We start from the raw sequence: 10978 nt of genomic DNA, 5'->3' as shown, positions 1-10978 counted from the left end.
ACCCTTGCCGTTAGCTAACAGTTCCTACTGCCAAGCCTGTAGCGGACTTTCACCGCCAAGTTATTACCCATGCCGGGCACACCAAAAAAGGACAAGAAAAAATTTCTTGTCCTGGTTTCCTTACCTCAAGGTTTACGCTTTGGCATCCAAACTCGATTTTGATTTTTCGTATCGGGAAACTCATCCCCTGCTTTGAGCTTGATCTGACTTGGGTCGTTGACTGTACTCCCTGTCTCGCCAATCTCAACGTAATAGCCATTATTCGGCGCTTTCTGACCGGGCTTAAACTGATGGTTTTGCCCCATGTTTTTCACTCCTTTTTTCCGTTAGTATGACCTTCTTTTTTGAATTTATCTTTCAAAGACAGCAAACATGCTCCTGACCTAACGACCGCAAGTGTGCAGGCATATTGCCTGGTAACATCAAATTTCCCAGGCAGAACGACTCCCTGAAAGTATGGAAGCACTTCACCCTTATACCAATCTTCATCAGTATATAGATGCTCCTCATTTTTCCATGCTGCATTCAACACAGGACTAAAAACGCCCTTGTCTCGCCGGTTAGAAAACACCTGTGGCCAGTAGTCCGATCTCGAGCCTGTATGCGGCTTGCATCGGGCAAATTGAAGAATTTTTTTCAATTGGTACGGAGAGTCATAAAGCATGCCATATAATTTCTTTCCAAGCTCAATTCTTTGTTCAAGCGGCGCAAAATGGCTGACATTCAAGCCGATTACCTTTACACGCTTTTCCTTCTCATATGGAAAAATCACATGATTCAAATGAAAAAACTCCTGATACTTAAACATGGATGATTCATACACATGCGAGCGGTAATAAGCATTCGATATGAGACGTAATTCAATATAATGCTGTTCATTTATAATGAGTGCGATCGTCAAAAGCTTTGAATTTTGCCGCTCCAGGAATGTTTTCCACACAGGCACCATAAAAGCTGACACGCCAAATTGCGGAAGCAGGTGCATATAGCTTTTATGGTCCTCCTTGCTTCTTTCATATAACAGCAGCTGCGGGTAGGCATCATGAAAAATGAAGGCATTGGCTTTTTCTAAAAAGCTGAAAAAGTCTGTTCTGGAACTTGCAGTAAAAACATGTTCAAGAAGGGTTCCCTTAAGATCCGTCATGTTCCAACCACCGTTTCTAGACACCATATGCGCAAGAAGTGCCCAGTGAACCTCCGGATGCTTACAGTAAAATTGATAGTACGCTTCCGTTCTGGTCAGATTATTGAGATTCAATAAAACGACTTTTTTTTAATGTCTGAGACGATCGCTTCTTCCTCTAAAGAAAGAGGGTGAGTTGTTGTTTTAGAATGGTTTGCCCATTGTTGAAGACATTTTTCTTCTTCCTTTGTGATCGTTAATTTGGCGGGACACATAGGTACAGACCCTTCTTTCCTCCACAATTAGTTAATGAAGCTGGTTAAGCTTATCTTTGCTTTCTGTCAGTCTCGCCTGCAGCTCAAGTACCGGTTTGCTGTTTCCTCTTGATTGAATCGCATTCGTACAGCTGCGTTCTGCTTTTTCAATCTTTTCAAAAGCTTCATTCATTCTTTCTTCTGTAGGGTTTGTACGTGCCCGCCCTACTGCTTCGTCTGCATTATCCACTGAATGACTAAGCTGTATAATCACCTGATCTTCTTTCCAGCTCTCGTCTGAATGTTTTCCCATTCTTGATCCCTCCACTCCTTTTTCATTACGATGTCTTATAGGGAGTATTTTTATGCGCAGTGCTGAAAAATTTTGGATTAAACTTTGATAAATATTATTGGGGCGGCCGTACATAATAGTAATGTACCTTATGATACAAAGGAGGGTTTTATTGTGAGCAAATCAAATTATCAAACGTCTTCAAAAAACAAAAATTCTCTTCCTCAAACGCCAAAAGAATTGAAGGTTGACGCTAAAAGAAACAGAACTGAGGAATTTGCTCAGGAACTGGGCTTGCATGCTGATACCAATTCAAGTTGTGCGGTCAATAAGGACAAAAAGAACAGAAATAAGTAAGGATAAAGAAGTCAGGCCGAGCCTGACTTCTTTATTTATAATTATATCTAACCAGAGGCATCTTTCTTCAGATAAAACTATTCAGAAACAGCTAAATGATGGACCATGACTTCTTCTAAAAACATTAATACCTCTTCTCTGATTGGATAAAAGTTTAATGATGAAGACGCATTTTCTGATCTTCTGATATCCCAGAACTTCTCTTCAAGTTCCTTATCGCCATTAAACAATTCATCAGACAGAACCCGAATATCTTCCGCTAAAATCTGCCCCTCTTCTGATGACGGGAGATCTCCTCTTCTAAGACAATGTTCAATTCTTTTTATAATCCTGATCCACTTGTTTGTTGTCTCGGTATCCTGGTTTAATTTCGGCAGTTTTGCCTGCAGACTTTCTTGTTGTTCTACAGAAAAGTGTTCGCTCCAATCACCTTGATCCTGCTCACGTTTCACCAGGGAAAAAATTTTATCCCAATCTATGTCTCCAGTGATGCGAATTTCATTTTTCAAAGAAACCGTATGATCAATTGAATCCTGAATATGTAATGACTGTGTATTTAAATTCTGCAAATGCCGCTCCAATATCGCTTCTAAGAATTCCTCTGAAACAATCCTTCTGACCTCATCAAGTGGAAGATCCATTTTCTTCAGTAACAGTACTTTTTCAAGTGTCACGATGGATGCACTACCATAAATCCGGCGACCGCCCTCTTCAATAGCTCCAGGCTTCACCAAATCAATCTCATCGTAATACCTGAGAGTCCTCAATGATATATTAAACATCTTTGCGATCTGACCTGTCGTCCACACTTTTCAAATCCCCCCATATTTCTTCTTGCAGGTTACGTAACGTCACCATCTATACTACATGAAACAACTCATTTGGAGGTTATTCCCATGAAAAAATGGTCTATTTCTACTTTTATCATTGCAATCGTTTTTGCTCTCGTTGTTGTACCTTTGCTATTCGATCAAATCATTGCGAATTCGCTGGCATTTTTGATTAAAGATTCTTTAATGCATGGATTAGTTTCAGGACTGATATTAGCTGCATCTATCACGTTGTTAACCTTTTACTTAATATTATTTAAAGAAAAAGGCAATCTGAGTTCGTTAGGCGTTAAAACACTTCCGCTACGCCATTTTAAAACTGTTATTGTATGGTCATTCATCCAGATTATAATAGGGATTCTGTATGTGTTGATACTTGAAACATTTGCAGGTGGATCTGCCAATGCGAAAACAGAAAGTCTTGAAAGCCAGACTTTGATGATGTTCCTGCTGGCTTTTACTTCAGCAGCCATTATTTCTCCTATCTATGAAGAGTTGTTTTACCGTGGACTGATCTATACGTGGCTGAGACAGCGTGTGTCAATACTTCCAGCTATGCTTATAAGTGCAACCATTTTTACAGTGGTTCATATCCCTACATACAACACCCTTCCAATTAACTTTATCGGTGGACTGATTGCCGCCTGGGTGTATGAAAAAACCGGCGCGATTCTGAGCAGTATACTCGTTCACGCTTCGTTTAACGGATTAGCCGTGGCGATCACATATTTTTTTAGTTAAACACGGTTGGGTTCTTTGTTTGAACGCCACTCATTTACAAATCTTCCGAAACTTCTCTCTATCTTCTTCGTAAAGATTATAAAGGGAGTGACACTGATGCCGAGATGTACAAACTGTGATACTAAATGGAAACTGCGTAATATATGGAAGCTTGGCTTTTCAAAAGATGGCCGGCACTGCCCTGTTTGCGGGAAGCGGCAATATATCTCTTCTGAGTCACAGCGGATGATGACGATAGGATTCTGGAGTGTCCTGTTTATTCTCATTTTTCCTTTTATGATTAAGCTGACTGACCGCGATGAGCCGTTGTGGTAACTCGCTTCAAACACAGAAAGGATGGAGAGATAGAAGACTGAAGGTTTTCAGACGTTCTTTACTCATCCGCGTTTTGATTTTCACATTAACCGCAATTGTTATAGATCTGTTTGATGCTTCTCGTCCGTTTCTGACTGCTTTAGTTATTGCACTGATCCTATCTGAGATAATATTTATTTATCGGATTGATCAGTATAAGAAAAAAGATTCCTGGTGAGTCACAGTTTTTATGCTGAAAAGGAGGTTAAGTATGTGGAAAAATGTAAAACTACTGGCCCCACTGGCTTTATTAATAATCTCAATTATCCTTCTTTATGATGAAGAACAGGAGGAGGTGCTGTGGACAGGGGTTCCTTCTGAGGAAGATGGGGAAACTTTACTGGATATTGAGCATGAGATCACTGACAGCGAATCCATTGAAGCAGTTGAAAATATCATTTCTCATGAAAAGATCGTCACTCAGCCAGCTGATTCCGGAGTTGCAGATGCATATTTTTACTTAGGTTATCCGGAAGACGAAGATGCTGAGGATATTGAACGTTTTATATGGTTTATGCCTGATGGAGGGGCTGTTTTACATGATTCAGACACTGATTATTTTCAATTAAATGCAGGTCAGACGGAAGATTTGAAAGAAGTTCTGATGATGGGTGAATAGCTGGATACTATTCCATTTAAAATATAAGGAGGCTTAAACTTGAAAAGAAAGCTTTCTGTAATAAGTGTTGTTATGGTGGTTTTAATAGGAATCGTATTTATGTTCTATAATAACGAAAAAATAGAACATGCAAATAGTTTAGAAGAAAAAAGACAAGAAGTACTGGATAAAGTGACAAATCATTTAAGCCATTTTAACCCTGCTCTTGATGCTTTTGTGGATAAAGATTACAAAACGACAATTGCTTCTAATATTAGTTCGGAAGGGATAGTCGAATATGATAGAGGGTTGGCAAAAAACAAATCTCCTTTAGGGAATTATATATTGAAATATGATTTAAATCATATGGAGATTGTTTCTGAGAAGATAGAAATTACTAACCCTGATTACACTGAAGAGTGGCGGGAGTTTCAGGAAGAAAATAAATAATAGATTTGCATACGACAAAAAACAGTTTCTGCTTAATGAAACTGTTTTTTATGTGCTTCTATTCTTCACTTAAGTTCGATCTTATGAAATTTTATCACCTGTAACTAACTTGTTTTGAATTTCTTTTAAAACAAATGCTTCACGTTGCAACCAGCTATTTTTCTCAAATTCTTTTATTAGATTTTCATTTTGCTCAATTGCATCATTCAAGGAAACCCATTTTGGAGTAAAATCCAGGATAGACTCGTATTCATCTAATTGTTGAAGCATTTTTTCTTCGTTTGTTAATTCACAAATATAGTAGTGTGAAGTCATTTCAAATAATACATCAGTTTTATATTCGTCAACTCTCCGCTCAATTACTATGCCAGCTTTTTCTTTAACAATACAGTTAATGTAACCAGTTTCTTCTCTTACTTCGCGTACCAATCCGGCACCTTGGCTTTCACCCTTCTCCACTCCGCCACCGGGAAATTTGTAATCACCTCTATTTGATTGAACGAGTAGGATATGATTGTTAACCATAATAATAGCTCTGACTGCTTCTCTATGTTTGATGCACTGTAAGTTTTTAGTTTTTGGCTCTTCTAATACCTTGTGAAAATTCAATTTTTCACCTCTCAATTTAATTCTATTAGATCGTAATAAAAATCCATATTCCTTTGAATTCCTTTCTTATGTACCTGATTATAAAGATTAAAAATTTCTTCTGTGAAGTCTCACTTTGAACAAGAGCTTAATGATTTAATCCAACATATATACTCACAGCCACTCTGCTTGGTGCGTATGCTTTAAACGCTTCTGTAAATGTTCCGGCTCTATAAAACCTTCTCAAAAGAAGACAGGGATAACTGCGGATTGATTTCGACTTCGTCAGTTCGCTTAAAACCGTTTTTGCTGTAAAAAGTAATTGCCGGCTCATTTTTTGAGGCAGTCGATACTTTGATAGAGGCTGCTTTAGAATTAGCTTCCACGTAATCCAACAGCTCCTGTGCGATTCCCTGCCTTAAATAATACGGACTTACAATCAGCCTGTGTATATCAATTTCACTTTGATCGACTTTAAATGAAATGACCCCGCCAAGTTTTCCCTCAATAAAATAGCCCCAAAAATTTTCCCCTGATCGCTGGAGATCAACGGTTGTATCTTTTAAAGGAGGCAAATCCTGATAACCAATGATGTCAGCTTCGATTTTATAAGAGGAGAGCTGTAGCTGAAGCACTTCTTTTGCATTTTTTCTATCAGTTATATCGATGTTTTTAATCATTTAATCCTCCTGACACCTTGTATGATTTGGTTCCTGCACAGCGCTTAATACAGTTCAGGTATGTGTTTAGCATTCAAAAAGGTATTCAGCTCAGGATCTACCATGTCACACTCACCCTCTTTAATCCACCTATATTCAAACAATACTCCAGCATCCTTGTCCTCTCCTGTAACCATATGAACCCAATGATCAGGAGTATCGACTGGCGCAATCAGTAAGTAATCATGCCTCTCAACCATCTTTTGAATAAATGGCTTATAGTATGTAATTCCCCCTAACTTTCTTACGATACGCACATCTGATAAGCCTGCTTCCTCATCAATTTCTCTAAATAAAGCTGCTTCAAGCCCCTCAGCATTTTCCACACCGCCACCCGGAACACGTAAATCTGACTCGGGGAATGAGTGAACCAGGAGCTCATAGGTGTTGTCGGTTGATTCACGCAAAATGAATGCAGCCACCTTCACATTTTTATCTTTCTCCACGATTCGCTCAGCACTCTTTAACGCACCTTCATAAATCTCATTCCACCCATCATACATCTCAGGCAGCTCATGCACACCGACAAACTTCCTTCCAGTTGCTTCATACTCTGATGCAAATGAATGAAGTGCTGTAATATCCATTCTGAAAAATACCTGATAGCCAACCTGCGGATATCGTCCGGCCGGATTCCAGTGTTCATTTTCATGATGATCAACTGTGATATAACCGATCATCCGGCAATCACCTTCCACGTATCCTTCCTCCATCACTTCTCTTTGGAAAGCCTGGAGCGGTGTTTCCCCTTCGTCCACATGGCCACCGGGAATGTCCCAGCCTCTGTGATTGAGATTGACGAGCATGACCTGACCTTTATGAAAACAGAATCCGTGCACACTGGTAATACTCTTTTCGTCGGGCAGCTCCCCGCTTTCTGTCCAGCTGAGCTTTACCGTTGCTTCTCCCCATTTCACATATGTGGTTGCCACAGAACCACACCTCCCTGTTCATAAAAAAATGATTAAATCTCATCATAAGCGCCGGACACACATCACCTTTGAACACACTCACTCCTAAAATGACAGACACCTAAATAATTTTGGCCATATAATATTCATCAACCATTCTGCCATTAATGTGAAGCGACTGTCTCTTCGTTCCTTCAATTTCAAACCCCTGCTTTTTGTAAAGCGCCAGACCTGCTTCATTTTCTGTAACAGCTGTTAATTCAAGCCTTGATACTCCATGCGCGACAGCCCATTGCTCCATTTCCTGAAATAGTTGTGTTCCCACACCTTTTCCGCGATATTCCCGCAAAACTCCGATCACAAGGTATGCAGCATGACTGTTTCGCCTGGTATCTCCACCAATAGCTAACATGTAGCCTGTAAGCTGACCCTGATCTTCGGCTACAAGCACAGTCGAGTTCGCTTGCTTTTTAATATATTCAATATGCTTGAGTTGCTGTTCAATCGTTGTTTTACGTTCCCCGGGCTCCATCATCATGAATTCAGCCTGGCTTTCCACCTGCTGAATCAACAGCCTGAAATTTTCTGCGTCTTTTGGTTCGATTTCTCTTATGAACAAACGGATCAACTCCTTATAAATGAGCTACTATGTACTCACCTTATATTCCATCAGACTCATCTCATCATCTATATCCATCGTCTTTTCAAACCCACATTTCTCGTAACTCTTAATCGCCCTGATATTATCGTTTTTCACTTCCAGAACAATTGCCGAGGCACCACGATTTTCGAGAAAGCTCAGCATTAACCTGATAAGTGCTGTTCCGATCCCTTTTCCCCACAACTGAACTTCTCCGATAAATTGATCAATCCCATAAACTTTCTGATTCGAATCAAGGTGATATGTATTGATCTCAGCTTCTTGAATTACATAGAATTGGATATAACCAATCGGTTGATTTTGGTACATCGCAATGCAGGGCGTAACATAATGCTTCCCTTCTATCCTTGGACCATATTTTCTTTGCACTCTTTCCAAGTCAGAAGGAGGCTCTTCGTAAAACTTCAGTACTTCCGGGTCGTTCAGCCATTTAATCATAAGATCGAAATCACTGAATTCCATCCGTCTTATCTGCAGGTCGTCTTTTTCAATCACAGTTAGTTCACCTCTTTTTAAACCGATCACCCGTATTCATGTACACTACCGTGAAAATAATCAGGACAATCATCAGAACCATCCCTGTCCAAAACAAAAAATCGAAATCAAGCATTGCACTTAATCCAAATAGAAACAAACTAAAGCTTACACCATACATAATCTTCCCCATGAACTTGCATAGAGCTACTTCATCATACTTCTCCTTTTCGCTTTCCGGCATCGTATTATATCCTGCAATCAGCCAGGCTCCATTTCCTCTAGAAAGCACAATGCCCATGATGAGGAAAGGAATCATCAACACCAGGTTCACAATGACTTCAGCCATGAATGGCACCTCCGGGGACTCAATCGTACTTTTTCAAAATCAGTCATTCTCAATATTAATATTTCTTCCGCACAGCAGGCTGGAATCCACCCAGTTCCACAACAAGCTTCTCCCCACCCACCGTCACCAAATAATAACCTGCTTTTTCCATCGGTTGAATGTTCGTTACGGTTTGACCTTTCTTTTCAAAGAACTCCACAATCTCAGCTCTTTCAAATTCACCTATGCGATGATCAGCGACTTGCATTGCCTCTTCCTCTACTTCAGTCCTCGGAACTTCTTTGGCATCAGTGGTGACAAGCTGTCTGTTATGAATCGACTGAAGCAGTTCAATAATCTCTCCCAACGCAATGAACACCATGCCTGTTACAAATCCGCTGAAAAAGGTTAATACAAGCGTAAGAAAGGTAGGATTCACCATCGGAAATTGAATAAAGGCTACCACAACTGTTAAACCAAATATGATATAGCCAATCATTTTTAGTATTGAAGCAATTTTGTTTTCCTGAGGCATGCAGCAGACACTCCTTATATTCAGATGTTTTATGTAAAAATAGATGATTGTTCTTATGATTTCAGTGTAACTGAACATATCAGGTCATACTACTAAACTTTGGGTTTTTTCTAAAAATTCTCATTATAAGAATGAACTCCATGTTACGATATTTTTTGGTGATTAAAATAGGAGGTAGATCGATTGGAATATCAGTTGAAGATTAATACAGATATTGCTTCTCACGAGGTGCCGGACCTTAGAGAAACGGTCGGCTGGGACCGGCGTGATCATGAGTATCCACTCGTGATCGAACGCTGTAATTTCTGGGCAGGTGTCAGGAATGATGAACAGCATCTGATTGGGTTTGGATATGTCGCGGGGATGGGTCTCCAGCATGGTTATATGGAAGACATCCTTGTTCATCCTGACTACCAGCATAAAGGCATTGGCTCTGCATTAGTCACCTCTTTACTGAAAAAGGCTGAAAGCAGTGGCTTGGAGATTGTCACGTTAACGTTTGATTCAAGTCATGCAGCATTTTATGAGTCTTGCGGTTTTACGCTTTGTTCAGGAGGATTGTGGAGGAAGAGCCAAGGAGGTATTTAATGAAACATAAAAACACCAAATTAAGAGTCATTCATTTGATCCCGATATTATTTTATATTTGACCTTTATCATGATCCTGATTTTTGTTACATCAAATGCAGAAGGTTTACTGCAAATTAACCGGATGAGTATTTGGGTGATCATGATGATACTGACTTTTATGGTGGCGTTATTAGGAAGTGTCAGAATCTGGACCTGGATCAGAGATGGGAAGATGTAGTGGCTTTGTATATATGCTCAACATAGTATCGTTAAGAGCATATATATACAAAGTGATCAGTAGTATCGGCTATTCAATTCTTTCTCAATTTCTTTCAATCGTTCGTTAATTAATTCTGCCATTTCGCCAATCACAATGAACAGCACCCCGCCTATGTAAAAGGCCACATCCGTTTCACTTCCCCACGACCTGACCCATCCAGTAATGACCAGGAAGATACCTATAATAAATGTAATAGCGCTCGCTGATTTTAACGTCATTTTTACACCTCAAGTTGCTTTTTGAAAACTGCTTTGCTCTTTCCTTTATCAGTCAATTTTCTAAATGTACATGTTACAAAGTGAACTACTCCCACTTTTATTTATGGTAAAATAAGTTAACACCAATTTCCTGGGAGGCACTCATGCTAAAAAGAAAATACGGAAAGCGACCGGACTGGCAACGGATTATCACCAGAAAATCCGCCAGTTCATTTGAAGAGACAGACACTTTCAGAGGAGACGTGACCTTACTGCATGCGGTGAAGGTAACAGCACCGGCATTTTTTACATATGGAGAACAAGAAGTATGCATTATTGATGACGGCTACACGTGGCTGCAACAGTTCCCTGCTGACGCTAATCACTCGGTAACAACCATGTTTGATGAAGATGGGAATGTCGTCCAATGGTACATTGATATTTGTCTTACCAATGGAAAAGATGAACATGGTCCGTGGATGGATGATTTGTTTTTGGATCTGATACTTTTGCCGACCGGCGAGCTGATTGTAAAGGATGCTGAGGAGCTTGAGGAGGCGCTGGCAGGTAACGTGATTGACCAGCAGCTGTATGACCTTGCGTGGAAGGAAGCGGAGAAACTGAAGGCTTTGATCGAGAAAGAGCGTTTTGAGCTGATCCAGCTGTCTTACCACCATAAGAAGAAGCTTGAAAAATTAATGTAGAAAAGGAGTGCT

The 10978-nt window shown here is 39.9% G+C and carries 19 protein-coding genes; 7 read left to right on the top strand and 12 right to left on the bottom strand.

Annotated elements, in window-relative coordinates; genetic code table 11:
• Positions 1 to 125: 125 nt before the first annotated feature.
• The 3 genes from E2626_RS14690 to E2626_RS14680 all read right to left on the bottom strand — a co-directional run bounded on the left by E2626_RS14690 (position 126) and on the right by E2626_RS14680 (position 1690).
• Positions 126 to 305, bottom strand: a complete 180-nt coding sequence (locus E2626_RS14690; protein WP_134382542.1) for a YjzC family protein — start codon at positions 303 to 305, stop codon at positions 126 to 128.
• 5 nt (positions 306 to 310) lie between these two features.
• The gene (locus E2626_RS14685; RefSeq protein WP_134382541.1) at positions 311 to 1258 is read right to left on the bottom strand and encodes a DUF2515 family protein; all 948 of its coding nucleotides are present in this window, start codon (positions 1256 to 1258) and stop codon (positions 311 to 313) included.
• A gap of 171 nt (positions 1259 to 1429) precedes the next feature.
• The gene (locus E2626_RS14680; protein WP_134382540.1) at positions 1430 to 1690 is read right to left on the bottom strand and encodes a hypothetical protein; all 261 of its coding nucleotides are present in this window, start codon (positions 1688 to 1690) and stop codon (positions 1430 to 1432) included.
• A gap of 153 nt (positions 1691 to 1843) precedes the next feature.
• Here E2626_RS14680 and E2626_RS14675 point away from each other — a divergent pair, with 153 nt between their 5' ends.
• Positions 1844 to 2026: a YfhD family protein gene (locus E2626_RS14675; protein ID WP_134382539.1), complete on the top strand. Its 183-nt coding sequence runs from the start codon at positions 1844 to 1846 to the stop codon at positions 2024 to 2026.
• Between the two features lie 77 nt (positions 2027 to 2103).
• On the opposite strand, the gene E2626_RS14670 is transcribed toward E2626_RS14675, so the two are convergent.
• On the bottom strand, positions 2104 to 2835 hold the full coding sequence (locus E2626_RS14670; RefSeq protein WP_134382538.1) for a MerR family transcriptional regulator: 732 nt from the start codon (positions 2833 to 2835) through the stop codon (positions 2104 to 2106).
• 87 nt (positions 2836 to 2922) lie between these two features.
• Between E2626_RS14670 and E2626_RS14665 the strand changes: the two genes are divergently transcribed.
• The 4 genes from E2626_RS14665 to E2626_RS14650 all read left to right on the top strand — a co-directional run bounded on the left by E2626_RS14665 (position 2923) and on the right by E2626_RS14650 (position 4999).
• Complete coding sequence (locus E2626_RS14665) at positions 2923 to 3597, top strand: CPBP family intramembrane glutamic endopeptidase (protein WP_134382537.1); 675 nt, start codon at positions 2923 to 2925, stop codon at positions 3595 to 3597.
• 96 nt (positions 3598 to 3693) lie between these two features.
• Entirely contained in the window at positions 3694 to 3912 is a 219-nt protein-coding gene (locus tag E2626_RS14660; protein WP_134382536.1) for a hypothetical protein, read from the top strand.
• 250 nt (positions 3913 to 4162) lie between these two features.
• Positions 4163 to 4570 carry a hypothetical protein gene (locus tag E2626_RS14655; RefSeq protein ID WP_134382535.1) on the top strand — a complete coding sequence of 136 codons (408 nt, stop codon included), beginning with the start codon at positions 4163 to 4165 and terminating at the stop codon, positions 4568 to 4570.
• A 39-nt stretch (positions 4571 to 4609) separates the two neighbouring features.
• Positions 4610 to 4999, top strand: coding sequence for a hypothetical protein (locus tag E2626_RS14650; protein WP_134382534.1), 390 nt, complete (start codon positions 4610 to 4612; stop codon positions 4997 to 4999).
• 81 nt (positions 5000 to 5080) lie between these two features.
• Here the strand turns inward: E2626_RS14650 and E2626_RS14645 are convergent, their stop codons facing one another.
• The 7 genes from E2626_RS14645 to E2626_RS14615 all read right to left on the bottom strand — a co-directional run bounded on the left by E2626_RS14645 (position 5081) and on the right by E2626_RS14615 (position 9215).
• Positions 5081 to 5608, bottom strand: a complete 528-nt coding sequence (locus E2626_RS14645; RefSeq protein ID WP_244094346.1) for an NUDIX hydrolase — start codon at positions 5606 to 5608, stop codon at positions 5081 to 5083.
• Between the two features lie 209 nt (positions 5609 to 5817).
• Entirely contained in the window at positions 5818 to 6267 is a 450-nt protein-coding gene (locus E2626_RS14640) for a GNAT family N-acetyltransferase (protein ID WP_134382533.1), read from the bottom strand.
• A gap of 44 nt (positions 6268 to 6311) precedes the next feature.
• Positions 6312 to 7238: an NUDIX hydrolase gene (locus E2626_RS17500; RefSeq protein ID WP_134382532.1), complete on the bottom strand. Its 927-nt coding sequence runs from the start codon at positions 7236 to 7238 to the stop codon at positions 6312 to 6314.
• Positions 7239 to 7338: 100 nt separating this feature from the next.
• Entirely contained in the window at positions 7339 to 7836 is a 498-nt protein-coding gene (locus E2626_RS14630; RefSeq protein ID WP_134382531.1) for a GNAT family N-acetyltransferase, read from the bottom strand.
• 27 nt (positions 7837 to 7863) lie between these two features.
• Positions 7864 to 8373: a GNAT family N-acetyltransferase gene (locus tag E2626_RS14625; RefSeq protein WP_134382530.1), complete on the bottom strand. Its 510-nt coding sequence runs from the start codon at positions 8371 to 8373 to the stop codon at positions 7864 to 7866.
• A 7-nt stretch (positions 8374 to 8380) separates the two neighbouring features.
• Entirely contained in the window at positions 8381 to 8701 is a 321-nt protein-coding gene (locus E2626_RS14620) for a DUF3784 domain-containing protein (protein WP_134382529.1), read from the bottom strand.
• 55 nt (positions 8702 to 8756) lie between these two features.
• The gene (locus E2626_RS14615; RefSeq protein WP_134382528.1) at positions 8757 to 9215 is read right to left on the bottom strand and encodes a hypothetical protein; all 459 of its coding nucleotides are present in this window, start codon (positions 9213 to 9215) and stop codon (positions 8757 to 8759) included.
• 183 nt (positions 9216 to 9398) lie between these two features.
• On the opposite strand from E2626_RS14615, the gene E2626_RS14610 reads away from it, so the two are divergent.
• Positions 9399 to 9803, top strand: coding sequence for a GNAT family N-acetyltransferase (locus E2626_RS14610; RefSeq protein ID WP_134382527.1), 405 nt, complete (start codon positions 9399 to 9401; stop codon positions 9801 to 9803).
• Between the two features lie 276 nt (positions 9804 to 10079).
• On the opposite strand, the gene E2626_RS14605 is transcribed toward E2626_RS14610, so the two are convergent.
• Positions 10080 to 10283, bottom strand: a complete 204-nt coding sequence (locus tag E2626_RS14605; protein WP_134382526.1) for a hypothetical protein — start codon at positions 10281 to 10283, stop codon at positions 10080 to 10082.
• Positions 10284 to 10426: 143 nt separating this feature from the next.
• Here E2626_RS14605 and E2626_RS14600 point away from each other — a divergent pair, with 143 nt between their 5' ends.
• The gene (locus tag E2626_RS14600; RefSeq protein ID WP_134382525.1) at positions 10427 to 10966 is read left to right on the top strand and encodes a ribonuclease FAU-1 family protein; all 540 of its coding nucleotides are present in this window, start codon (positions 10427 to 10429) and stop codon (positions 10964 to 10966) included.
• Positions 10967 to 10978: the final 12 nt, after the last annotated feature.

The organism is Jeotgalibacillus salarius (assembly GCF_004405125.1).
GTDB lineage: Bacteria > Bacillota > Bacilli > Bacillales > Jeotgalibacillaceae > Jeotgalibacillus > Jeotgalibacillus salarius.
This window is presented reverse-complemented; position numbering and strand designations above follow the sequence as displayed.